The sequence below is a fragment of the Pseudomonas sp. GW822-FHT03F08 genome, assembly GCF_058801265.1.
Map to the genome: position 1 here is coordinate 542,405 of NZ_JBXANC010000002.1, position 24,814 is coordinate 567,218.

Genomic DNA, 24,814 nt, shown 5'->3' on the forward strand with positions numbered 1-24,814 from the left:
GGTTAAACCCCACGGGTCAGGCGCAGAAAGACACCCGGGCAGAGCCCAGGCCATCGATGGTCAGAGAAAAGCGGTCGCCCGCACGGGCAGGCTCAAGCGGAACCAGAGAGCCTGAGAGAATGAGCTCCCCGGCCTTGAACGGAATGCCGAAGGCACCCAGGGTGTTGGCCAGCCACGCGACCGCCGTCAACGGGTTGCCCTGTACGGCCGAGCCCAGACCTTCGCTCAGCGGTTCGTCGTTCTTGAATACGCGCATGTGCAGATTCGGCAGGTCCAGCGCACGAGGATCGGCTTGCACATCGCCGAGCACAAACACACCGCACGAGGCGTTATCGGCGACGGTGTCCTGAATGCGGATACGCCAGTCGTGGATCCGCGAGTCGACGATCTCGAAGCACGGCGTGACGTATTCGGTCGCCGCCATCACGTCGGCTTCGGTCACGCCGGGGCCGATCAGGTCGTGCTTGAGCCTGAACGCGATCTCGCCCTCGGCACGGGGCTGGATCAGCCGGTTGGCCGACAGGGAGATCTGCGCGTCATTGGCAAACGACATCTGCCGGGTGATGAAGCCGAAATCCGGCTGATGCACGTTGAGCATTCGCTGGACCGCTGCCGACGTCACGCCGATCTTCTTGCCGACGATTTGGTCACCGGCCGCGATCCGACGCTCGATGCAATAGAGCGAAACGTGGTAGGCGTCTTCGATACTGATCGACGGCCAGCGCTCGGTCAGCGGGGCCACGGTGTTGCCCTGCAACAGTGCCTGATACAACTCTTCGCCGAACTGGCGACGCAATGCCGCGCTCATCGCTGACCTTCCTGAAAGAAGAACAGGCATTCGCGATTGAACAGCTCGCGGTACTCGACCATCACCCAATGCCCGCACTCGCTGAGCAGCACAAACCGGATGTTCTGGCAGTGCTGCATCATCGTTTGCGCACCCGACACCGGGCAGAATTTATCGTCCATGCCCCAGAACCCAAGGATCGGGCACTGCAACTCCTTCAGGCGCTCGGTCATGTTCGGCACTTGCATGGTCGACAGCACGCAGACCGGTTGCTCGCGTACCACGGCGACCCGCTCATTGACCGTTTCGGCGCTGATCAACGATTCGTCGAACAATTGCAGGGTCAACAAACGGCGCATGCCGTCCGCGTCGTGCAGTTCGCCTCGGGCAAATGCCGCGCCCATTTTCTGGATGCCTTCCATCTGCAGGTAATACTGCTCCTTTTCCATCAGCCCGCCCGGCGCCATCAATACCAGTCGGCTGACCCGCTGCGGCTGGTCCAGGGCCAGTTTGATGGCGATGGCACCGCCCAATGAGTTGCCCACCAACACGCAGCGCTGGATATCCAGGGCATCGAGCAGACCGCTCAGGGCGGTGACGAAAAAGTCCAGGGTGTAGAGGGTGTCCGGCTTGTCGGACGCGCCATAACCCGGCAGGTCAGGCACGATGACGCGATAACCGGCAGTGACGAACAGCGGGTAGTTCTGTTTGAAATTGCTGTGGCCACTGGCCCCGGGCCCGCTGCCGTGGATGAACACCACCGTCTCGCCGCTGCCGGCGCCCTGCCCGCCGACGTCCAAGTAATGCAGCCGCAACCCCTGCGGCAGCGTAACGAAGTGCCCTTGCGCCATTGCGCTCATAAGGTGTGCTCCCGGCTATTGTTGTGCCCGGATTATTTGCGCAGGCCAGGCAGGCAACATCGTCCGACAGGACTAGCTGCCCTAGTCTTTTCGGACGTTGGCCGCCGGGGGCCGCACACCTAGCATCGAGGGCATTGATCTTTGACAGAACGAGGCTTTTCCATGATGGATGCGCTGGATTTTCGCGGCAAAGTGGTGCTGGTCACCGGGGGCGGCAAAGGGGCTGGTCGGGGCATAAGCCAGCGTTTTCTCGACGGCGGCGCCGAAGTGGTGATCTGTGGTCGCGAGGCTCCGGAATCACTGCCTTCTGGCGCAGGACGCGAAGCGGTTTTCCTGCCGTGTGATCTGCGTGATGTCGAGCAGTCGGGTCGGCTGATCGAAACTATCGTCGAGCGTTTTGGCCGGCTCGATGTGCTGGTCAACAATGCCGGCGGCTCGCCCAATGCCGACGCGGCCAGCGCCTCGCCGCGTTTCAGCGAAGCGATCATTCGCCTGAACCTGCTGGCGCCGCTGAATCTTTGTCAGCAGGCCAATCGGGTGATGCAGGCGCAGGACGGCGGCGGTGCGATCATCAATATCTGTAGCGTCAGCGCGGTTCGTCCGTCCCCGGGCACGGCAGCTTATGGTGCGGCCAAGGCCGGATTGTTGAACCTGACCCGCTCGCTGGCCGTGGAATGGGCGCCGAAAGTGCGGGTCAACGCGGTCACGGCCGGGCTGATCCTTACCGAACAGGCCGCCCTGCATTACGGCGATGACGCAGGTATTGCCCGTGTTGCCGCTACCATTCCGCTACAACGCCTGGCGGCGCCGGAAGACATCGGCGACACCTGTCTGTACCTCGCTTCCCCTCTGGCGCGCTATGTCAGCGGCGCGGACATCACCGTGCACGGCGGTGGCGAACGCCCGGCGTTTCTCGACGCTGCCCAGCCCCACTAAATCTTAAAAAGAAGGAAATCCAGCATGCCGGCGATTGCCTGCCACAGCGTTCTGCTCGAACTGACCCCGCCCGCCGCCTGGGCCAAACTGCGGGATCTGTGCCTTGCACCCCATTACGTGCCGGGGCTCACCGGCTGCCAGCTCCACCCCGGGCCCGTCGAAGGCCTTGGCGCCAGTCGCCGGGTGTTTCGCAAGGGTGGTCAGTGGCTGGATGAAAGCGTGGTGCAATGGCAGGACGGGGTCGGTTTTGTCCTGGTGCTGCACAAGGCGAGCGCCGGCGCGCCCTTCCCGTTTCGCGAAGCCAGCTTCAGTTATGCCTTGCAGCGCGAGGGTGAATTCAGCCGCATGACCACCCAGATGCACTACAGCCTGCGCGGTGGCAGGCTGATGGAAAAACTGCTGGGCAAGGCGTTCGACAAGGTCGTGCAGCAGATTGCCGAGAATCTCAAGGTCTATTACGAAAACGGCGTCGCGCGATAAATCCGGTTGCAGGCTGCGATGTTCCGCAGCCTGCAACCCAAATCAGGACTGCGGGCCGATATTGGCTTCGCTCCAATAGGCTTTCATCGAGCGGATCTTGCCGTCGTCATCGAACGCCATCACGTCGATCACATGCAGCGAGCAAGGTTGTCCCGCCCACTGCATGTCGACCCGGAACGGCATCGCCCCACAACCGTTCAACGTCGCACGCACCGGGCCGGTCAACGTGGCCGACACCTTGCTCGCGCCCAGGCCCTGGCGGTAGAAACGCTCGATATCCGCGAGGCCCTGAATGGGCGGCTGACCGACCGGGTCCTCAACCGTCGCATCCTCACCGTACAGCGCAAGAATCCCGTCGATGTCGCCGGCGTCCACCAATTCTACGTAGCGGGCCATGGTGGTTTGAATCTGCTGTGCACTGATCATTCAGAGCACCTCGAACAGTGCTGCAGCGCCCATGCCGCCGCCGATGCACATGCTCACCACGACGTAACGCAAACCACGGCGCTGACCTTCGATCAAGGCGTGGCCGACCATCCGCGCACCGGACATGCCGAACGGATGCCCCAGCGCAATCGCCCCGCCGTTGACGTTCAACCGCTCCTGAGGAATGCCCAGCGTGTCGCGGCAATACAGCACCTGACAGGCAAACGCTTCGTTCAGCTCCCACAGACCGATGTGGTCCATGGTCAGGCCCTGACGCTTGAGCAGCTTCGGAATGGCGTAGATCGGGCCAATGCCCATTTCATCGGAGTTGCAACCCGCGACGGCCATCCCACGATAAATCCCCAAGGGCTCCAGCCCGCGTTTCTCGGCCAGTTTGGCGCTCATCAACACCGAGGCCGACGCGCCGTCGGACAGCTGCGAGGCGTTACCGGCGGTGATGAAACGGCCCTTCTCGGTCCATTCGCCGCCGGCCCAGACCGGTTCCAGTGCGGCGAGATTTTCGCGGGTGGTGTCGACGCGGTTGCACTCGTCGCGTTGCAGGCTGAGGGTTTCGAAGCGGGTTTCGCCCGTGGCCTTGTCAAAAATTGCCTTGCGGCTGGTCATCGGCGCCAGTTCCCGGTCGAACAACCCGGCACTCTGGGCCAGCGCGGTACGTACCTGACTCTGGTAGCTGTACTCGTCCTGTTCCTCGCGGCTGATGCCGTAGCGGGCGGCGACGATCTCGGCGGTTTCAATCATCGGAATGTAAGCGTGCGGATCGCGTTCGAGCACCGCCCCGGACTGGTTGCGATAGAGGTTCTTGTGCTTGTTCTGCACCAGCGAAATCGATTCCAGGCCACCGGCCACCGCGATGTCGATTTCGTCGCACATGATGCTTTTGGCGGCCATGGCGATGCTCATCAGCCCCGAGGAACATTGGCGTTCGACGGCCATGCCCGACACGGAAAACGGTAAACCGGCGGCAATCGCGCACTGTCGGCCGAGGTTATAGGACTGCGTGCCCTGCTGCGCCGCCGCGCCGATGATCACGTCGTCCACTTCACCGGGCTCGATGCCGGCCCGGCGCACGGCTTCGCGCACCACATGGCCACCGAGCAGCGGCGCTTCGGTGTCGTTGAATGCACCGCGAAAGGCTTTGCCGATCGGGGTACGGGCGGTCGAAACGATGACGGCTTCTTTCATGCGGGACTCCTCGAAAGTGCTGCTGAATCTTGCGGGTAGTAGCGGCTGATGGTGTCGACCACACAGCCGGGGCGCTCTTCGCCGTCGATCTCGACGCTGACGCGGATGGTCGCCTGGATGCCGCCCTTGACCTCGTCGACGGCCATCAACTGCGCACGACCGCGCACACGGGCGCCCACCGGCACCACCGTGGGGAAACGCACGCGCTCGCAGCCATAGTTGACGCCCATGGCGATGCCGCGAACCTCGACGATCTGCGGCAGAAACAGGTTGACCAGCGACAGGCTCAGGTAACCGTGGGCGATGCAGCCGCCAAAGGGTCCGCTGGCGGCCTTGAGCGGATCGACGTGAATCCACTGATGATCGCCCGTGGCATCCGCGAACTGATTGATCCGGTCTTGCGCCAGCAACAGCCAGTCGCTGACGCCCAACTCTTCTCCCACTGCATCGCGCAGGGCGAAAGGCGTGTCGAAAATACGCGGCATGTCACGCCCTCTGGCTGGAGACCGACAACACTTCGCCGGTCATGTAGGAGCTGTAGTCGCTGGCCAGGAACATCATCACATTGGCCACTTCCCAGACTTCGGCGGCGCGGCCGAAGGCTTCGTTGGCCGCCAGTTGATCGAGTACGGCCTGCGGCGCGGATTTGCGCAGGAAATCGTGCAAGGCAATGCTCGGGCTCACCGCGTTGATGCGGATCCCGTAGTCGGCGGCCTCGACCGCTGCGCAGCGGGTCAACGCCATGACTCCGGCCTTGGCAGCGGCGTAGTGCGCCTGCTCTTTCTGCGCTCGCCAGCCGAGCACCGACGCGTTGTTGACGATGACCCCGGCGCGGCGCTCCATCATCTTCGGCAGCATGGCGCGGGTCATGCGCATGGTGCCGGTCAGCGTCACATCGAGGACTCGGCTCCACTGCTCATCGGTCATCTCCACCAGCAACGCCGAACCGCCGAGACCGGCGTTGTTGATCAGCACATCGACGCCTTCAAGGTCACGCTCGGCGCAGGCAATCAACTGTTGCACCTGGGCTTCATCGGCAACGTTGCAGACTTGCCCGAAAACCTGCTGCAGACCGGTGGCTTCGCGGATTTTCATCACCGCCTCGGTCAAACGCCCTTCATGGATATCGCTGATCATCAAGGCGCGACAGCCTTCCTCGGCAGCCCGCTGCGCGGCGGAAAAACCGATACCGGCGCCGGCCGCTGCGGTGATCAGTACAGACTTGCCACGCAGCAGGCCGTGGCCTGCAACATAGTGAGGAACAGACATGGAAAACTCCTTGATCACACAGAAAGGCGTGGCTCTTTGGGCATGCCCAGGGCACGCTCGGCGATGATGTTGCGCTGGATCTCGTTGCTGCCGCCGTAGAGGGTGTCGGCGCGGCTGAACAGGTAAAGCGATTGCAGACGCGTGAGCTGGTAAGGCGCGGCTTCGAGCAGTTCGGCGTCGGCGCCGAGGACGTCCATCGCCAGCTTGCCGAGGCTGGCGTGCCACGTAGACCAGAACAGCTTGTAGATGGTGGCTTCCTTGCGCAGCGAACCGTCCTGCGCCCCCGACAGCATGCGCAGCGAGTTGTAGCGCATGATCCGCAGACCGCTCCAGGCCTGGGCCAGACGCTGGCGCAGGACCGGATCGCGCGCGGCGCCATTGGCCCGGGCGATGCCGATGATCTCGTTCAACTCATTGTGAAACTGCATCTGCTGGCCGAGTGTCGACACCCCGCGCTCGAAACCGAGCAGCGCCATGGCGATCTTCCAGCCCTCGCCGGGCAAGCCGACGATGTTCGCTGCATCAGTACGAGCGTCGTCGAAGAACACTTCATTGAATTCCGAGGTGCCGGTCAGTTGCTCGATCGGTCGTACCGTGATTTCGGCCTGCGCCATCGGCACCAGCAGGAACGACAGGCCGCGATGGCCGACACTGCCGGGCTCGGTGCGGGCCAGCACGAAGCACCAGTCCGATTCATGGGCCAGCGAAGTCCAGACTTTCTGCCCGTTGATGATCCAGCTGCTGCCGTCCTGATCCAGCGTGGCCCGGGTCTTGACGTTGGCGAGGTCCGACCCGGCGCCCGGTTCCGAATAACCCTGGCACCAGAACGCCGTGCCGCTGACGATGCCCGGCAAAAAGCGCTGTTGCTGTTCGGCGCTGCCGAAAGCGGCGATGGTCGGGCCGGCCAAGCCTTCGCCGATATGGCCCATGCGTCCCGGGCCGCCAGCGCGGGCGTACTCTTCGTGGAAAATCACTTGCTGGCTGATCGACAGGCCACGGCCACCGTGCTCCGGGGCCCAGCCCACGCAGGTCCAGCCGCCCTCGGCGAGTTTGCGTTCCCAGGCTTTGCGCTCCTCGGGGAACATGTGTTCATCGCCGGGGCCGCCACGAAAACGCAGGGCTTCGAACTCACCGCTGAGGTTGACGCGCAACCAGTCGGCCACTTCCTGACGGAAGTGTTCATCGTGTTCGCTGAAACTGATTTTCATAGCTGCTCCCCCAGAATCGCCTCGGCGATACGCTCCAGATGCCAGGCCGGCAGCCCGAGAAAACTCTCGCTGGCGCGGGCGCGTTTGAAATAGAGGTGCACGTCGTATTCCCAGGTGAACCCGACCCCGCCGTGTAATTGAATGGCTTCCGAGGCGCAGTGAAAGAAGGTGTCCGAACACTGCGCCTTGGCCAGCGCAGCCGCCGTCGGCAACTCGCCGGCTACCTGCGAATCGCCTTCGGGATCGAGCACTTCCTGGGCGACGCAGGCCGCGTAATAACTGGCCGAACGCGCACATTCCACTTGCAGCATCATGTCGGCGGCACGGTGTTTGAGCGCTTGGAAACTGGCGATCGGTCGGCCGAACTGCTGGCGCTCCTGCATGTAGGCAACGCTCAGATCCAGCACCTGTTGCGCGCCACCGGTCTGTTCGCAGGCCAGGGCGATGCAGGCCAGTTGCAGTGCGCACTCAAGGTGCGGCCAGCCCTTGCCGAATTCGCCGAGCAGGCATTGAGCGTCGAAGTACACGCCGTTGAGTCGAATCCGTGCCTGACGGCGGGTCTGGTCCATGGTCGGCAACATCTGCCGGTCGATCCCGGGTTGATCGGCGTCTACAGCGAACAGGCTGATGCCTTCCTCGCCAACAGATCCGGGCAGCCGCGCAGCGATGATCAGCAGGTCAGCGCCATGCCCGTCGAGCACGTGATTGAAGGTGCCGTTGAGCACAAAACCGTCGCCCTCCTTCACCACCGTGGCCTGCACGTCTTCGGCGGCCCGGCCGTTGGCACTGCTGAATGCCAATGCGGCAGTGACGCTGCCATCGGCAATCAACGGCAGCCAGCGCTGCTTTTGTTGATCGTCAGCGGCCAGCATCAGCGCCGGAGTAGCCATGCAGGCAGTTGCAAAGAAAGGGGAACACAGCAAGCGCCGGCCCATCTGTTCCAGCAGAATCCCCAACTCAACAAAACCGAGCCCCAGACCGCCATAGGCTTCGGGAATATGAATCGCGGGCCAGTACATCTCGCTGCACAGACGCTGCCACAGCGCCTCGTCGAAACCCCGTTCACTGACCATCGCCGCGCGCACGGCGGCAGAATCCGAGACATCTGCCAGAAAACTTTCGGCCGATTCACGGATCATTTCCTGTTCGTCGCTGAATGCAAACTCCATCGCGGCGCCTTCTACTCGTCTGGCGGAGCACCCGTGAAGTGGTGCTCCTTTGAGTAGCGAGTCTGGTCCGGGCGATGCGCGACAGAATCGTCAGGCTTGCCTAGTCCGAATGGAGGTTGTCGAAAGATTTGAACAAATCGGCTTTCATTCGGATCTTTCTTTCAGTGTGTACTTACAAGCTTAAAGATAACTAACCCAGCAAATCGCTCAACTATCGAGAACACTTATAGCCGGCCGCAATAACTCAAATAACAAAAAATAATGCCACATAGCCATCACCTAAGTAGCTTGCTAATCAAACCAGTTGAAACAGTTTCTCATTACGCTGAAAAAACAATATTTAAACTACATCAATAAAATTTCTCATCGCCTTGAATAGATTGGAGAACTTTTCGAATAACGGCTGACACCCTGCCACACGCCAACACCCACTAAACACCTCCTGAAAAAGCCCCTCTCTCAATCGACTTGCAAAACCACAACAACCGTCTAGGTTCATGAATATCTTCAAAGGCACGATCAACTGAACAATAAAAACAGCCTACCTGGCCGGAGATTTCATTCCCCTGAAATAATTCAGACTCTGCTTTAGTTGCTGAACGGAACTCAGTCATAACCATTCAAGAGGGATGCTTGATGAAGCACAGCCGTTGGTATCGTGCGCTCTCGAAAAAGGCGCCAGCCGAACATTTTTGGCTGTCACTGTTTTGCTTTGCGGGTCTTGTGATCGCCAGCTTCGTGTTGTTCGAACAGCAGATCCAGGACTTCCTCACTCATCTCGACCTGTACCTTCCGTCTTCCCCCACCCAGCAACTCAACCTGGCGCTTTTGCTGATCGCCCTGTTGGCGCTGGACGTTGTGCTGCCCGTACCTTCCAGCGTGGTCGCGCTTCTGGCCGTGGCCATGCTGGGCAGTGTCGGCGGTTATCTGGTGATTTTCATTGGCCTGTGTCTGGGTGCCGGGTTGGGTTATGCATTGGGGGCCGGTTATTTCCGTATGCTGTCCAGCCGCCTCGGTCTGCATCAGCGCAAGCCTGGGCAACTGGCGTATCGGCTGGGTACGCTGTCGTTGATCTGCCTGCGCGGCGTGCCGGTATTGGCTGAAACCTCTGTGGTGGCGGCCGGCATGCAACGCTATCCGCTACGGGCGTTTCTGCTGGTGACTACCCTGGCCAACGCCGGTCTGGCACTGGCCTACAGCGCCATCGGCACGTTCCTCGTCGAAGAGAACGCGCTGCTGGTGACCATCCTCGCCAGCATGGTGTTGCCGGGGCTTTTCATCGCCGGCTACAGCCTGTTCAAGACCTTGCGCAAACGCGGCGCCGAGCAAGCACTGCGCGGGCGTTTCGAGGTCAGTTACGACTACCCGGTGGTGTTCACCGATCACCTGTTCGATCCGCTCAACCCTTGTCTGCATCAACAACTCACCGCCCGGCAAAACGGCCGGGTGACGGTGATGGTGTTCGCCGATGAACAACTGCTGAAAAGCGCTCCGCAACTGCTGGAACAGATCGATAGTTACTTTGCCGCGCATGCCGCGGACCTGCATTTGCAGGCGCCGCCGATTGCCGTTCCAGCCGGGGAGCTGAGCAAGGATTCACAGGTGTTGCAGCAGCTCTACACTGACATGCTGAAACATGGACTGGACCGGCATTGTTATGTCCTGGCCCTTGGCGGCGGTGCGGTACTGGATTCCGTGGGCTACGCCTGCGCTACCTTCCACCGTGGCATCCGGCTGATCCGCGTGCCAAGCACCGTGCTGGCCCAGAACGACGCCGGCATCGGGGTGAAAAACGGCATCAATGCCTTCGGCCAGAAAAATCTGCTCGGGGCCTTCTACCCTGCCACGGCCGTGATCAATGACTTCCAGTTGTTGACCAGCCTGACCCGCCGCGACCAGATCGCCGGGCTGGCCGAGGCGGTAAAAGTCGCGCTGATCAAGGACCAGGCGTTCTTCGAATGGATGGAGCAACAGGCCGACGCCCTCGCCCGCTTCGATCACCCGGCCAGCCGTTATGCGATTCGCCGCTGCGCCGAACTGCACCTGGCGCACATCACCGGCGCCGGCGATCCCTTTGAGCGCGGCAACGGGCGGCCTCTGGATTACGGGCACTGGGCCGCGCACAAACTGGAAAACCTCAGCCATCACCGGTTGCGCCATGGCGAAGCGGTCGCGGTGGGCATGGCCCTCGACGGGCTCTACGCCAATGCCCTCGGGCTGTTGAGCGATGTCGACAGTGAGCGGGTGATGAGTCTGTTGACCAAGCTCGGTTTCAACCTGTGCCCGCCGGAACTGACCCTCAAAGATGCGCAAGGTCGCTCACCCGTGTTGCTCGGGCTGGAGGAGTTCCGCCAACACCTCGGCGGACAACTCTCGATCCCGATGCTCAGCGGAATCGGCCAGTCGGTGGACCTGCATGAAATCGACGACGCGCAAATGGAACAGGCGCTGCAGAAGTTGTCCGCCCGCATCGCTCCGGCTCTCGACCTGAGCGAGGGCTTTGCGAAATGAGCCAGACCCCGCAAAGCCTCAAAACCTGGTTGACGCTTGGCCGTGTCTCCAACCTGCCCACGGTGTGGACCAACACCCTGGCCGCCGCCCTGTTGGCCAGCAGCGCCGGTGCCCTGGCGCCGCCCTCGTGGCTGGTGTGGATTCTGCTGCTGTTCACCCTGTCGCTGCTGTATCTGGCCGGCATGTTGCTCAACGATCTGCTGGACGCCGACTGGGACCAGCAACACCACAATCCCCGGCCCATCACCCTGGGTCTGGTGAGCCGCCAGCAAGTGCGCCTCGCCACCGTGTTGTTGCTGACACTGGCGGCCGCCTCGGTGCTGGGCCTGAGCCAATTGATCGATCAGCCGCATTGGTTGCTGGCCAGCATCACCCTCTTGGTGGGCTGCATCATCGGCTACAACGTGCTGCACAAAAAATACGCCCACAGCGTCTGGTTGATGGGCGCCTGCCGCTCGGCGCTGTACCTCACGGCGGCGGCCAGTCTGGCGGTGCCACCGGAGCCGATCTGGCTCTGTGCGATCTTGCTGGGTGTCTACATCACCGGGCTGACCTATCTGGCCCGCAATGAGCACAACAATGAGTTGCTCAGTCGCTTGCCCCTGATCCTGATGCTGAGCCCGCTCGCGTTGGCGATCTACTCCGACAACCTGTGGTTCTGGCCGGTGCTGCTGCTCTGGCTCGGCTGGCTGGGCTGGCACTACTGGCGAAACTTGGCCAACCCGCAGCATCGAAAGGTCCGCGCTTTTATCGGCGCCGGCCTGGCAGCGCTGCCACTGTTCGATGCGTTGGTGATGGCCGTGGCCAACCAGCCGTTGGGCAGCCTGCTGTGTGTCCTGGTGTTTTTCCTGCTCCCACACTTTCAGCGCTGGATCAAACCGACATGAACATGGACGTCACTGCGCCGCCAACGGCGGCCCTCGGCATGCGCCACGATTGCCTCGCCGAACACCTTCAGGTCTTGACCCGGCAACTCGATGACACCGAGCTGCACTGGTGGCGTCAGGCACAGGCGCAACTGGCCCGGCAGCCGGACGCCAATACTGCGGCGCTCTTGAGCGGCCAGTGCAAGCGGCATCTGCGTGACCGTGCACTGCCCGACAACCACTGGAGCCTGATCCAACTGGCTCGCGCGTTGTTGCTGGCGCAGGTCCTTGAACTGTCCTCTGAGGGCGGACAATTGTCCTTGCTGCGCCAGCTTTTTCTCTGGGGCGACGATCAGGAAAAGATCGCCACCCTCAAAGCCTTCGACTGGCTCGACAGCCACGGGGTGTGCGTCGAACTGGCGTTGCAGGCCGGACGTACCAGCAACAGCCAGGTGTTTGCCGCCCTCGCCCTCGACACCCTTTACCCGTCGCGTCATTACCCGGAACGGGCCTTCCACCAACTGGTGCTGAAAGCGCTGGGCATGGGGCTCGATGTCCGACGCCTGATCGGCCTGCCGCAGCGACGCAGCGTCACCCTCAATCAATTGGCCCTCGACCTGCTGGAAGAACAGCTCGCCGCTGATCGAACCGTGTCCACCGGATTGCCCCTGGCGATTGCCTTCGACCAGCTCAGCCAGGCGCAACACCAGCGACTGGCCGACCTGAACCAACAGCAACGCTTGCCGCCGGAATGGCGCAGCCATCTGAACTGATGCCCAACGATTCCTTTCCCTTGACGAGGATTCACCATGCCCAAGTACTTTGATCCGCATATTCATATGGTCAGCCGCACCACCGACGACTACCAGAACATGGCCGCGGCCGGCATCACCGGAGTGATCGAACCGGCCTTCTGGCAGGGCCAGGCCAGGACCAGCGTCGGCAGCTTCATCGATTACTTCGACACCCTGTTGGGCTGGGAGCGCTTTCGCGCCAGCATGTTCGGCATCCATCATTTCTGCACCATCGGCCTCAATCCCAAGGAGGCCAATGACTTGTCGGTGGCCAATGAGGTGCTGGAGATTCTGCCGCGGTATCTGGTGAAGGACGGCGTGGTGGCGGTAGGCGAAATCGGCTACGACGACATCACGCCCGAGGAAGACCGCTTTCTCGCCGCGCAACTGGAACTGGCCAGACAGTTCAACCTGCCGGTGCTGGTGCACACGCCGCACCGCGACAAGATCGGCGGCACCAAACGGACGTTGGCAGTGATTCGCGAGGTGGGGATCAATGAGAACCTGGTGATCATCGACCACCTCAATGAACTGACCCTGCCGTTGGTACTGGACAGCGACTGCTGGCGCGGCCACTCGATCTACCCCAACACCAAAATGTCGGAACAGCGCATGGTCGCCCTGCTCCAGCAGTACGGCACCGAAAAAATGGTGGTCAACAGCGCCGCCGACTGGGGCATCAGCGACCCGCTCAAAGTGCCGAAAACCGGTCAGGCGATGTTGGCGGCCGGCTTCAGCGAGGCTCAGGTCGAGCAAGTGCTGTTCCACAACCCGGTGGATTTTTTCGCCCAGAGCGGTCAACTGGACAAAACCCTGATCAGCACCCCGCTGCCCATCGATCAGCGTCGGCAGTGGCAGGAAAACTCCGCCCTGCGGGGCCAGGAACCGGTGATCAAATGAATGCCGGCATGGGCTGGACGCCCGGGCAGATCGGCTATTGCAGCAATGTGCACCCGACCCGCGACTTGGCCGGGTTGCAGTCTTCGATCGAGCAGCACTTTCAGGGCGTGCGGACCCTGCGCGGGCTGCCGACGCAGGACAGCGGGCTGTGGATCAGCGCCCTCGCCGAGTCCAAGTTGCAGCAGAAAGCGGCGCGTTCGGCGTTCCTCAGCCTGCTGCAACACAGCGGGCTGCGGCTGACGTCGCTGAACGGGTTTCCCTACGGTCAGTTTCATGACCGTGCAGTGAAAGCCGAGGTCTACCTGCCGAGCTGGGCCGAGCCGAAACGCCTGGCGTACAGCCTCAATCTGGCGCACATCCTCGCGCAGGCCTTGCCGCCGGATTGTCATCAGGGCGTGATTTCCAGCGTGCCGCTGGGCTATGCCGCCAGTTGGAGCCCGACGCTGCAACAACGGGCCGAGTATCAACTTCGCGAACTCACGGCTTCACTGGCCCAGCTGCATCGGGAGACCGGCAAGAAGATCGTGTTCTGCCTGGAAATGGAACCGGACTGCGTGCTGGAAACCACTGACCAGGCCATCGCCTTCTTCCGCCGCTGGCAAACCACGGACCCGAACCATGCCTATCTGGCGCTGTGTTTTGATGTCTGCCACCAGGCGGTGATGTTCGAAGACTGCTATCAGTCGCTGGAAAAGCTGCGTCAGGCGCGGGTGCCCATTGGCAAGATCCAGCTGTCCAACGCCTTGATCTGTCGTCTGCCTTGCGATGACGACAAACGCCGCGAACAGATCCTCAAGACCTTGAGCGACTTCTGCGAAACCACCTACCTGCATCAAGTGAAGGCGCGCGATGCACTGGGTCAGCTGCAGGCCTGGGCGGATCTGCCCGCGGCCCTCGTCGAATGCGCCAAACACCCGCAGCGATACCCCGAGCTGAGGATTCATTTCCATATCCCGTTGTTCAGCGAACAGCTGTTGTTGCCCGAACTGAGCGGCAGCCAGATCGCCCTGTCGCAGACCTTCGATTTTCTCGCCAGCCATGAGGATTTCAGGCCGGTGCTGGAAGTGGAAACCTACAGTTGGGGCGTCCTGCCCGCGCAACTGCGGCCGACGACAGAGTCCGCCCAGCTTCAAGGAATTGCCGCAGAGCTGAAATGGGTCGAGGACCAGTTGCGGCAACGGCAATTGCTGCAACCACAAGCGCAGGAGGCGTACGCCGATGCGCTCTGATCATGCACGTCAACCGCTGCTGCTGATCAATGTGGTCGGGCTGACGCCATCGCTGCTGGGTGACGCGACGCCGCACATCAATGCCCTGCTGAAAACCGCCAAAATGGCCAGCCTGCAACCGGTGTTTCCGGCCGTCACGTCGTCGGTGCAGGCTTCGATCCTTACCGGGCGTCCACCGTCCGAGCACGGCATCGTCGGCAATGGCTGGTATTTTCGCGATCAGGCCGAAGTGCGTTTCTGGCTGCAACCCAACGCGCTGATCCAGGGTGAAAAGGTCTGGGAGACGCTCAAGCGCGAGTTGCCAGGGTTTCGCTGCAGCCAGTTGTTCTGGTGGTTCAACATGTACGCGGACGTGGATGCCGCTATCACCCCGCGCCCTCACTACCCGGCCGATGGCCGCAAGATGTTCGGTCTGTATTCGTCACCGGCTTCGTTGCACGAAACGATCGAACGGCAGATTGGCGAGTTTCCCTTTCCGGGTTTCTGGGGCCCGGCGGCGGGCATTGCATCGAGCCGCTGGATCGTCGATTGCGCCATTGCCGAATTTCAGATTGATCAGCCCGACCTGCAATTGATCTACCTGCCGCACCTCGATTACAGCCTTCAGCGTGTCGGGCCCGATCATCCGTCGATTGCCGACGAGGTTCGGGCCATCGACCAGGAAGTCGGTCGTCTACTGACCTTCGCCGAGGAACAGGGCGCGGCGGTGATGCTGCTGTCGGAATACGGGATCGAAGCGGTCAATCAATCGGTTTCGATCAACCGCCTGTTGCGTTCGGAAGGTTTGCTGGAGGTGCGCCAATCGCTGACCTGGGAATTGCTCGACCCCGGCGCCAGCGCAGCCTTTGCCGTGGCCGATCATCAAATCGCGCATGTCTACGTGAAACGGGCCCAGGACATCCCCCGCGTCAAAGCGCTGTTGCAGCGCCAGCCCGGTATCGAGCAGGTGCTGGACAAGGCCGAACAGCGGGCGTTTCAGCTGGATCACCCGCGCAGCGGCGAGCTGGTGGCCGTGGCCGCAGCCGGTTACTGGTTCGATTACTACTACTGGTTCGATGATCGCAAGGCGCCCGACTTTGCCCGCACCGTCGACATCCACCGCAAGCCGGGCTACGACCCGCTGGAACTGTTCATCGACCCGGCCATTCGTTTCCCGAAATTGAAAGTGGCGCGGCGCCTGCTGCAGAAGAAGCTCGGCTTTCGCTACTACATGGACCTGATTCCACTGGACACCGGACTGGTCCGTGGCAGTCACGGTCGCCTGCCCGAGCGCGAGGAAACCGGCCCGCTGCTCATCACCAATTGCGATCTGCCATTGCCGCAAACCCTTGCGGCAACGGCAGTGAAACAACTGCTCCTTCAGCATTTTCTGGGGCACTCATACACCCACTCGGCCAATGCCAAGGAGCTTCCATGCGGCGAGCCATTTCTATAACTGTTCTCAGTGCACTGGCCGGTTTGGCTCAGGCACAGGACACCACCCCTTTCGATTGCAGCCAGTTCCTGAAGTTTGGGAATGACATCCCCACGACCAAAGCAGCGTTCGAAAAGAACCCCGAGACCATGGCCTGGAACTGGTTCGTCTGTCTGAACCAATTCAGCCCCACCCAGGCCAGCAACCGGGTGTGGGAAACCATGAAGCCTTCGGACCAGGTTTACCTGCCCGATGGCGCTGCGCCCGGCGCCTACGCCAGTCCCGTGCCGCCTCCGACCGAGGTGATAACACAGGCCCGAACGCTGGGGATGGACCTGAACCGGACCTTCCACAACATCAATGCCACGCAACAGGTCGATGGCCTGGCGCTGCACATGGGCGGTGCCGTACCCGCGTCTCAGAAAGGCAACCCGGTGCGTTTTCAACTGCTGATGGGTCAGGACACCTTCGATTACATCGTGCAGCGTCAGGTCTACAACATGAACGGTCAGGCCGCGCTGCCGGATAACCTGGACTTCCCGGCCACCTCGTGGGAGTTGAAGGCGGCGTGGCTCTGGATCGGTTCGGACACGACCTATCGCCAAACCCTGGCCAACGACGGTTACTACATTGGCCAGGCCTACTTCCAGAAGGACGACGGCACCTATCAGGTCGGTTATGCGGCGTTGAGCGGGCTGCACGTGGTCAACAAACTGGATGACAACTGGGTCTGGACCACCTTCGAAAACATCAACAACAGCAAATACACCGTGACCAACGCGCCGACACCGACGCCGATGACCAACACCACCGGGCCGACCCCGGCCGCCAAACCGGTGAACGTCAGCTTCCAGGCCAGCAACCCGACGCTGTCGAAGTACGAATTGATCGGGGTCGAGTACCAGCCCGTCACTCAAGTGCTGGCCAACTCGCAGCTGGAGTCAGCGTTCCAGAACACCTCGTCCTGCCTGGCTTGCCATGGCACCGCCGCCTACTCGAACGACAAGGGCTACTTCAATTTCGCCCTCAAGCAAGGTGGCGGCATCGTCTACCCGACCACTCCGCTGCCGGCCTCCGACTTCGCAGGCTACAAAAAACTGGACTTTGTCTGGTCGCTGAAACGCGCCCAGTGGCAACGCTAAGGAGCATGACATGAGCGTATTGAACTTCCCCCGCATCTACCTCAACGGCCATATGTTCTGGAACCCGCCGACGGCCAACAACAACGATGTGCTGCCGCTCTATGACGCGGTGAAGATGGATATCAACTGGCCGTTTACCAGCTACTACGACATCACGCAGGAGAACGCGCCCACCACCCTGATGCCCTGGATCATTTCACCCGTGCAGCAGAATGATCTGCCGCCCTATGTGCAGCAGGTTCCGACCAACGGAAGCCCAAACACCTTCCCGTTCATACCCGCCGAATGGGACCTGTTTGGCGACAACGCCTGCGGGACGGTGAGTTACCAGAGTACCCGCTCGACCATTATTGGCGGCGAGTTGCAGGCCAACACCTACATTGCTCAGGACGCGCTGGTCGGCAGGGACTTCCAGCTGCTCGGCAATCCCTTTGGCAGTCAGAGCCCGACGGCCGCCCGCTTCGTCGATATCAGCCCGTGGCAGAACACCTTCACGGCGCTGTACTTCGACAAGCTGCAGCTGGGGGATGCCACCTGTGGCCTGACCCTGAACCGTCAATACCGGATGCTCGACCGCTTCCTGACGTTCAATTGGGCCGGTGACTTTGGCGGTCTGGCGTATGTCACCACCACCTGGCAGACCTGTTTTCCCCGGGACAATCTGGAATGGGTCATTGGCGATTCCGTCCTGCTGAGCAATCTCCAGCAACAGATGGAGGCTCAAAACGCTCAGGGCCTGATGTTCAGGTTCGCCACGTACCTCACCTGTTATGACAGGAACGGTGTGTTCAACGACTTCCCGTACATCAACACCCGCAACAATGACCCATCGGCGCTGGCCCGTATGACAGCGATGTATCAAAAGGGGCTGGACAACGTTTCCGATATTTTCTTCAACCCCGCCTACAACCGTACCGTAGCGACCCTGGGTCTGTGGTTCGACCACGAATACCCCACGGCGCCCGCCGGCCCGCGCCTGGTCACCGACCAGAAGATCATGGTCACTCGCCCCGGCATGTCTCAGCCGACAAGCACCAATCTGGGTGTGACATCGGCGCAGATCACCAACAACACGCTGTCGCTGGATCTGGCGAACACGTTTCCGTTCTATCCGCTGGACAAGAACGCCGATGTCCTGACTGCCGAGAAGTTCCAGGCCGGCGACTATAAGCTGGGCGTATCGCAGAACGGGAATTTCGTGCCGGTGGTCGACATCGGTTTCGATCAGTACCAACAGTCGGCATTCGACAAGCGCTCGGGCCTGCTGGATATCCCTCTCAACGCCACGCAAACGGCCACCTTGCAATCCGGTCCGCTGGAGTTGCAGCAACAGAACTCGACAGGATCCGTGAAGGCCGCCGTTCAGCAAGTCTGGACCGCCGAGGTGGTAGAAAGCGGCACCTTCGTCGACGTGAACGATCGCAAGACGCTGAACATCATGGTGCAGAAAAATGGTCAACCGGCCGCCAACACCACGCTCTGGGTGGTGGAATACGGCAACCCTTACAACGTGACCACCAGCGACTATTACCTGACGTTCAGAAACAACCCCGACTTCACGCTGTTCTACGACAACGCAGACCGCAACAAAAACACCGCCCACCTGCCACAGTTCAAGGGCGCGGCGCCTGTAGCGAACTACCTGGCCACCGGCAGCGGTCGTCGACTGGTCAATCTGGAAACCAAAGACAAACCGGTGGGCGTTCCGGTCAGTTATCAGTCATTCATGAATGGACCGAGCAAACCGATCACGGTCCCCCTGACCCCTTGCCTGGAGTTCGACGCCGGCGTCTACGTCAGTGGAACGCTGGATAACGATCAGACGGTGGAGTACTCCTACGTCGCCACCACCACCGACGCCAACGGCATCGCCCAGGTGAGTTTCAAGGCTCTGGCTCCGGGTTTCCCTACGCTGCGCTTCATCGTCAAGGAAGGCACAAGCGACCCGGTCATCCCGTTCAGCTTCGCGCTCAACAAGGCTCAGATCGACTTCCTCACCCCACTACGTGTCCTGCCTCTGGACATGCAGTTGCAACAGGACTTCGTCAATTACTGGAACGACATCTACAAGGACAAGAATGCGCCCGAAGCGATCTGGGATGACTTCATCTACCCAAGGGTGCTCAAGACCTTCTACTACCTGTACCCGATCATGAACAAGTTCATGCCGCTCAACTCCCGCACGCGGGTGGAAGGCGCTGTCGATCAGTTGATCCGGCTGATCAGCAAGGAGTACCAGGAAGAAAGCACCCTCGCGATGCCCATCACCCGCGACCTGTCGCAAAGCCGGCGCGCCGTGCTGGAGTTGTGGGCGCAGAAACTGGTCAAGCGCAACTTCCCGCCCATGCCACTCCATATGAGTGATTACGACAACCTCTGACCCACGCTGCTCAATCAGGAAAGATGAGCCACTGCGGGAGTTCGCTCCCGCCGTGCGCTTTGCCAAGGAGTGACCCATGAAAGTCAGCCTCTTGAATCGTCTGTTGCTGCTGATCCTGCTGTTCAGTCCGCCTGTATTTGCCCAGGACACCGGCGCCGTGTACTTCACCATGGGGGTGCACAACACCGAAGGGTGTAATGAGCAGAATGGCAACTGCATCGCCACGCGTCTTCCCGGCGAGCCCTCCGATCCGTTCTTCCCGGCGTTCTGGATCAGCAACTGGACCATGTACCGGGTGATGCACAACTACGAAAAGAACCCGCCACCCTACAGCAACCCACCTTCGACCCTGACGCCTGCGGACTACACCGTCTCTCGCGGAACCAGCTACTACGACACAACGTACATCCCGCCGGATGGCGACGGCTTCGGCGCGATGATGGAGCACTACGAGAAATACTGTTTGCCGATCTTCCCGATCAAGAACAACAACTACACCTGCTCGTTCGTGTCCCTGGGCAACAAGGCGTACTTCCTGACCTACCCGCAAGACCGCCCGAAAGACATGCCGGCCTGCTGCATGTTCTCTCCGATGAATCATCCGCCACGGCAGGACTTCATCGAACACCTGCCTTACAGCGCCGAGCGCAGCAAAAACCTCAACGGCAGCGTGCAGGCTTACGCCCTGGATCTCGATTCGCCACAAGGTCCGATCCTGTTCGGCTATGCCTTCTACAAAAAAATGTCGGGACAACCGCCCTATCGGCCACCGCAATCGTTCTTCTTTTCCGGCGATAGCAGCGTCGCCAACGCGCCGATCGTCAGCCAGAACTACACCGACTTTCACATCGCCAAACCGGACCCGGCAAAAACCTGGGCGCAGGTCGCCGCCATGTGCCCGTCGAACCCGCCGCCCTGCCAGTTGTTCGAGCCACCGGAATCGCAGAGCAATGGCCACAAGGCGCAGTGGAACAAACTCATGCAGCGTAAACCGTGATCAACGACGAAGGATCGCCATGAAAACCACATTCCGTTATTCCGTGATATTGCTGGGTCTGGCCAGCCTGCCGGTGCTGGCCAGGGAACAAGCCATGACATCGACGCAGGCCAGCCAGTTGAACTGCCAGCCGCCCAGTACTGCACCGGCCGCTACGGCCGGACAGGATCAGTTCGATCAGTACAGCTGGCAGATGTTCATCGCCTTGAGCTGGCCGGCAAAGAACGGGCAGCGCGGCAATCCCGACTGCACCAAACAGCCCGGTGCGGCCGGCTACACCGTCTGGCAGACCTACAAGACCGTTGGTGAAATCTTTCTGCCGAACGCCCGCAATCCGGGGCCGTGGAATTCCCCGCAAATCGCAAAAAGCTTCAACATCATCAACATCGCCTCGTTGAAAAACAGCGCTCAGGTGAACGCCGTCGATCAGGCGGTCGGCGGCTGGTTGATCGATCAGGCCCGGAACCCGACCTACTACGACATCTCGGCCAACGAGACTTCGTACAACTACATCGTGGGCAACAACTTCTATAACGCCGACGTCGTTTCCAAAGCCAACAACATCCAATTCCCCTGGGGCGTCATCGAGATCAAATCGAGCTGGCGCATTCTCACGCCTCGTGACAACGCCCGCCGTTACCTGACCATGATCGCGCGCGTGGCCAGGTTCAATGACCAAGGCGAGAAGATCGGGGTCAGCGAGGCGTTTCTGGGGTTGGTGGGTCTGCACATCATCACCAAGGCGAACGGTTATCCGCAGTGGATCTGGTCGACCTTCGAACAGGTCGATAACGTTCCGCCGAAGGTGCAGGTGAACGGTCAGTGGGTCGATCAGCCCGCGTCTGGCACGGCCTATTCCTACTTCAACGCTGCTGCGCCCGCCGCGACGCTCAACCAGTCGCCGTGCGACTGGCAGACTCAGGGCCCGCACCAGGTCTGCGTGCCCAAACCCGGCACCACGTTCCAGACCCCGAATCCGCTGAACCGGGTCACCCCGATCGCCGACATCACCAACCAGATCAACGCCAGTTACCAGGCCGACCCGGGGTTGCAAAAAAGCGTGTTGAAGTACTACCAGCTCATCACCACCCAGCGCCCGCTGATGCCTGACAACCCCGGCAACCCGCTGGGTCAGCCGACGCCGGCACTGTCGGCCAACGTGACCATGGAAAGCTACATCCAGCCCAACAGCAGCTGCATGAACTGTCACTCCATGGCGACACCAGTCAAGAGTCCTTACAAGTCCGATTACTCCTATCTGTTCAAATTCGCCAATTCGCCGCTCGGCAAAACCATCAAGGACGGGAAATAAATCATGAGCATCCTCAATGGCCCGCGACTGAATTTCTGGGGTGGTATCCGCACGGATGTCAGCCTGCCAAACAATTCACCCACCATTCCTTATAACGGCGATGACAACTGGCCGATCTTCGACCTGACCACCTCGACCCTCGCAGCGGGGGCCCAGTCTTACACCGACGATCAGTTGAACAACATGATCAATGCGCCCACGGGCGACTACTACACCGCCGGCGGCTGGAATCATTACGGGCAGCATGTCGTCGACATGCAAAACGCGCTGATCAGTTCCCAGGGCAGCCCCGGCAGCGTCAGTACCACCGGGGATATGGTGGGCCAGCCGGTCTATCTGCTGGGTTCTGTGGACCCGGTGACCGGACAAGGGCCGGTATCGGGCCCGATGATGGTGGATCTCGACCCCACCTCGACCACCACCACCCAGATATTTGTCGGTGGTCTGCAAATCGGTGGCAGTAACAACATCCAATTGCTGATTCGCGCCAATACGGTTTGCAGCAGTCTGGATCTCGGCATGCGGGTGCTGCAGCCACGGCCGAGTGAGATGGATTCACCCGGCTCTTGCCGTATCAGTGGCACCTTCCAGCTGACCTTTCCTCTGAGCAGTATTGTCAGCTGGAACCAGAACAGCAGCGGTTTGCGATCGATCATCCAGGCACCGGGTGCCACCGGTATCGTCCTGCGCTTCGTGATGTTCGAAATGTGCCCGACGATGACCACGCCTCAGCTGCAAGCCGATTATGCCGCCGGCAGAGACACCCCGAACCCGAGCATTGGCCGGGTCATCGGCACATTGGCTCCGGCGTTCGCCAATGAGCCGCTGAACTGTCAGGCGGGCCGTCAGATTGTCAATCAGGACACTGGCGGCACCGGCTACGCAGACCTGAGCAGCCCGGCAATGCTGAGCGTCGACATGGTCAACATCATTCCGAAAGAGACGTTCAGAGTCGTCAGGGATGACATCACCAGCCCTATCGGACCTAACGGGAATTACGGTCCTGTCACTCTGGCAGCCGGCGATACCACTCTGACTACACTCGATCCGACCAGCAGTCCCCTGTTCGACTATTACGTGTATGGCGGCATTGTCGATGTGCCTCTCAATACAACTCAGCAGTCTGCGGTCAGATCCTCAGCGCTGGCCATCAACGCCCCCGGCACGGTCGCCGGGACTACGTTGCAGGCCACGGAGTCTGTCTATCGGATCTATGCCGATCAACGCAGCGTTTATACCGAGGACTACCCACAGGGCCTGTCGATTACGCTGCAGGTCCGGTATCTGGGTGCTGCGGTGACCAGGACAACTGAAATCGATCTCACAGCCGCGCCCTCGGGACCGTATTACACGCAACAGCGGTACTGCGACTTCCTTTATTTCCCCCCGGCGTTGACGGTGAGCCCCGGTCAATTGGCCGTCACTTTCTCCGTCAACGTTAAACCCGCAGCAGCTCCCTTCGCCGGTTTCGTCGCCCTGACCTACACCGTCAACGGTCAGGAAAGCGGCACGTATTTCACCAACTTCCGCAAATACGCCCAGACCGACTTCGGCATCCCCAGGGGTACCACCATCACCTGGCAACTGATGTATCCGAACGTCCTGCGCTTTCACTACCTGGCATTCCCGGCCATGTCTCGCTACATCCCGCTGAACCAGCCCGACGCGATCATGGGCGCGAAGAACCCGATCCTCGTGCGGACCTCGGATGCCTACAAAGGCACCACGCTGTTCATGCCGGTGGTGCGGTCGATGTCGCCCTGTCAGCGGGCACTGCTGCGAGCCTATCTCACGGGTGAACCGTGGCAACCGCCGCAGTAATCGCGTCCATCAGCCCATGGAGAGAAACCTATGACTGTTCATATTCCTGCGCGCCCCCGCGAGACGCTGCGCCCCAGCACGATCATTGCCGAGGGTCTGCTGAACCCACGCGGCGCCTGCGTGCAAGCCGATGGCAGTCTGCTGCTGGTCGAAGCCGGTTCAGGCCTGCCGGACCAGACATTCAGCGGCCGCATCAGCCGACTGCGACCGGACCCGCTCAAGCCCGGCGCGTATCTCGCCCCTGAAACACTGGCGCAAGGTTTCCGCGCCATGAACATGCAGGCCCGCATGCTGCGCGATGAAATCATGGGGCTGTCGGACATCGCCTGCGGTGACGGGCGCTGCCTGGTCAGCCAGACCGACTATGTCGAGGGTTCGAAACTGCTGGACCTGCAATACACCCCGCCCGAGCCGCTGTTTCACAGCCGGGGCAATCTGAATGCGCTGTGTTATCACCCGACCCGCCGCAGTTGGCTGGCGGTCAAACCCGATACCAATCAACTGGTGGAATTCAGCACCGGCGAGGAGGAACAGGTATTGGTCCAGTTGCCCGATCTGGACATGGGCCAGGAAGCCGTCCCCGTCACGCTGGTGCACGAACCGGCGACGGACGCCGTGCTGATCAGCCTGTTCTCCGGAGAGCTGCAAAGCGATCCGAGCCGCAAAGGCATCGACTTTGATGATCAGGCCGGCCAGGTGATCCGGGTCTGGCCCGACACCGGCCGGATCGAAGTGCTGATTCGCGGCCTGCAACTGCCTACCGGACTCGCGCTGTGTCCGCAAGGAAACGTCTTGGTGCTGGAGCTTTGCAGTCGTTTTCAACAACCTTTGCCGCCTGACTGGAACGGCGAACCGCTGCATGGCGGCTTCACTCGATTCAGCGGGCGACTGTTGAGCTGCAACCTGCAAACGAGCGAAGTGACCGTGCTCGCCCGGGACCTGGATACCCCGTCCAACCTGTGCCTGGTGCAGGATGCGGTACTGGTGAGCGAAGGCATGGGTTTGACGGGGCGCCCGCTGCCCACGCCGGATAACAAGGTGGTTGCGTTGAGCGGCAGGCTGCGTCGGGTGCAGCTCTGAAAACAGAAAAAAGGGCGCGGCCTCATTGAA

Annotated in this window: 22 protein-coding genes; 14 read left to right on the forward strand and 8 right to left on the reverse strand. The window is 61.0% G+C overall.

From position 1 onward, the window contains the following. Positions 1-16 precede the first annotated feature (16 nt). Entirely contained in the window at positions 17-808 is a 792-nt protein-coding gene (locus tag AC1RME_RS06255) for a fumarylacetoacetate hydrolase family protein (RefSeq protein WP_096821418.1), read from the reverse strand. After that, positions 805-1,647, reverse strand: a complete 843-nt coding sequence (locus AC1RME_RS06260; protein ID WP_096821419.1) for an alpha/beta fold hydrolase — start codon at positions 1,645-1,647, stop codon at positions 805-807. Before AC1RME_RS06260 ends, AC1RME_RS06255 begins: the two co-directional genes overlap by 4 nt. A gap of 162 nt (positions 1,648-1,809) precedes the next feature. On the opposite strand from AC1RME_RS06260, the gene AC1RME_RS06265 reads away from it, so the two are divergent. Together AC1RME_RS06265 and AC1RME_RS06270 are read left to right on the forward strand one after the other, a co-directional pair. After that, entirely contained in the window at positions 1,810-2,583 is a 774-nt protein-coding gene (locus AC1RME_RS06265; RefSeq protein WP_096821420.1) for an SDR family oxidoreductase, read from the forward strand. Between the two features lie 24 nt (positions 2,584-2,607). Then, a complete protein-coding gene (locus AC1RME_RS06270; RefSeq protein WP_096821421.1) occupies positions 2,608-3,063 on the forward strand; it encodes an SRPBCC family protein in 456 nt (151 codons plus the stop codon). Positions 3,064-3,105: 42 nt separating this feature from the next. On the opposite strand, the gene AC1RME_RS06275 is transcribed toward AC1RME_RS06270, so the two are convergent. The 6 genes from AC1RME_RS06275 to AC1RME_RS06300 are packed head-to-tail and all read right to left on the reverse strand — an operon-like array spanning position 3,106 to position 8,338. After that, positions 3,106-3,489 (reverse strand): steroid Delta-isomerase, encoded by a 384-nt coding sequence (locus AC1RME_RS06275; protein WP_096821422.1) that lies wholly within the window; start codon positions 3,487-3,489, stop codon positions 3,106-3,108. Then, entirely contained in the window at positions 3,490-4,692 is a 1,203-nt protein-coding gene (locus AC1RME_RS06280; protein ID WP_096821423.1) for an acetyl-CoA C-acyltransferase, read from the reverse strand. Next, a complete protein-coding gene (locus AC1RME_RS06285; RefSeq protein ID WP_096821424.1) occupies positions 4,689-5,177 on the reverse strand; it encodes a MaoC family dehydratase in 489 nt (162 codons plus the stop codon). Before AC1RME_RS06285 ends, AC1RME_RS06280 begins: the two co-directional genes overlap by 4 nt. A 1-nt stretch (position 5,178) precedes the next feature. After that, positions 5,179-5,961: an SDR family oxidoreductase gene (locus tag AC1RME_RS06290; protein ID WP_096821425.1), complete on the reverse strand. Its 783-nt coding sequence runs from the start codon at positions 5,959-5,961 to the stop codon at positions 5,179-5,181. Between the two features lie 14 nt (positions 5,962-5,975). After that, the gene (locus AC1RME_RS06295) at positions 5,976-7,169 is read right to left on the reverse strand and encodes an acyl-CoA dehydrogenase family protein (RefSeq protein WP_096821426.1); all 1,194 of its coding nucleotides are present in this window, start codon (positions 7,167-7,169) and stop codon (positions 5,976-5,978) included. Next, positions 7,166-8,338 carry an acyl-CoA dehydrogenase family protein gene (locus AC1RME_RS06300; protein WP_096821427.1) on the reverse strand — a complete coding sequence of 391 codons (1,173 nt, stop codon included), beginning with the start codon at positions 8,336-8,338 and terminating at the stop codon, positions 7,166-7,168. Before AC1RME_RS06300 ends, AC1RME_RS06295 begins: the two co-directional genes overlap by 4 nt. A 636-nt stretch (positions 8,339-8,974) precedes the next feature. Here AC1RME_RS06300 and AC1RME_RS06305 point away from each other — a divergent pair. The 12 genes from AC1RME_RS06305 to AC1RME_RS06360 all read left to right on the forward strand — a co-directional run bounded on the left by AC1RME_RS06305 (position 8,975) and on the right by AC1RME_RS06360 (position 24,784). After that, entirely contained in the window at positions 8,975-10,849 is a 1,875-nt protein-coding gene (locus AC1RME_RS06305; protein ID WP_096821428.1) for a 3-dehydroquinate synthase, read from the forward strand. After that, on the forward strand, positions 10,846-11,736 hold the full coding sequence (locus AC1RME_RS06310; RefSeq protein WP_096821429.1) for a UbiA family prenyltransferase: 891 nt from the start codon (positions 10,846-10,848) through the stop codon (positions 11,734-11,736). The genes AC1RME_RS06305 and AC1RME_RS06310 overlap by 4 nt, the downstream gene beginning before the upstream one ends. Then, positions 11,733-12,488, forward strand: coding sequence for an EboA domain-containing protein (locus AC1RME_RS06315; protein WP_096821430.1), 756 nt, complete (start codon positions 11,733-11,735; stop codon positions 12,486-12,488). Before AC1RME_RS06310 ends, AC1RME_RS06315 begins: the two co-directional genes overlap by 4 nt. 36 nt (positions 12,489-12,524) lie before the next feature. Further along, positions 12,525-13,409 (forward strand): TatD family hydrolase, encoded by an 885-nt coding sequence (locus AC1RME_RS06320; RefSeq protein WP_096821431.1) that lies wholly within the window; start codon positions 12,525-12,527, stop codon positions 13,407-13,409. After that, positions 13,406-14,638 (forward strand): metabolite traffic protein EboE, encoded by a 1,233-nt coding sequence (gene eboE, locus AC1RME_RS06325; protein WP_096821432.1) that lies wholly within the window; start codon positions 13,406-13,408, stop codon positions 14,636-14,638. Before AC1RME_RS06320 ends, eboE begins: the two co-directional genes overlap by 4 nt. Beyond that, positions 14,628-16,073: an alkaline phosphatase family protein gene (locus tag AC1RME_RS06330; RefSeq protein ID WP_096821433.1), complete on the forward strand. Its 1,446-nt coding sequence runs from the start codon at positions 14,628-14,630 to the stop codon at positions 16,071-16,073. The genes eboE and AC1RME_RS06330 overlap by 11 nt, the downstream gene beginning before the upstream one ends. Next, complete coding sequence (locus AC1RME_RS06335) at positions 16,052-17,194, forward strand: hypothetical protein (RefSeq protein ID WP_096821434.1); 1,143 nt, start codon at positions 16,052-16,054, stop codon at positions 17,192-17,194. The genes AC1RME_RS06330 and AC1RME_RS06335 overlap by 22 nt, the downstream gene beginning before the upstream one ends. A 10-nt stretch (positions 17,195-17,204) precedes the next feature. After that, the gene (locus AC1RME_RS06340) at positions 17,205-19,574 is read left to right on the forward strand and encodes a hypothetical protein (protein ID WP_493070986.1); all 2,370 of its coding nucleotides are present in this window, start codon (positions 17,205-17,207) and stop codon (positions 19,572-19,574) included. Positions 19,575-19,650: 76 nt separating this feature from the next. Next, complete coding sequence (locus AC1RME_RS06345) at positions 19,651-20,571, forward strand: hypothetical protein (RefSeq protein ID WP_096821436.1); 921 nt, start codon at positions 19,651-19,653, stop codon at positions 20,569-20,571. A 19-nt stretch (positions 20,572-20,590) separates the two neighbouring features. Then, complete coding sequence (locus AC1RME_RS06350) at positions 20,591-21,883, forward strand: hypothetical protein (protein WP_096821437.1); 1,293 nt, start codon at positions 20,591-20,593, stop codon at positions 21,881-21,883. Positions 21,884-21,886: 3 nt separating this feature from the next. Further along, entirely contained in the window at positions 21,887-23,704 is a 1,818-nt protein-coding gene (locus tag AC1RME_RS06355) for a hypothetical protein (protein WP_096821438.1), read from the forward strand. 30 nt (positions 23,705-23,734) lie between these two features. Next, positions 23,735-24,784 carry a hypothetical protein gene (locus tag AC1RME_RS06360; protein WP_493090791.1) on the forward strand — a complete coding sequence of 350 codons (1,050 nt, stop codon included), beginning with the start codon at positions 23,735-23,737 and terminating at the stop codon, positions 24,782-24,784. The last annotated feature ends 30 nt before the right edge of the window (positions 24,785-24,814 follow it).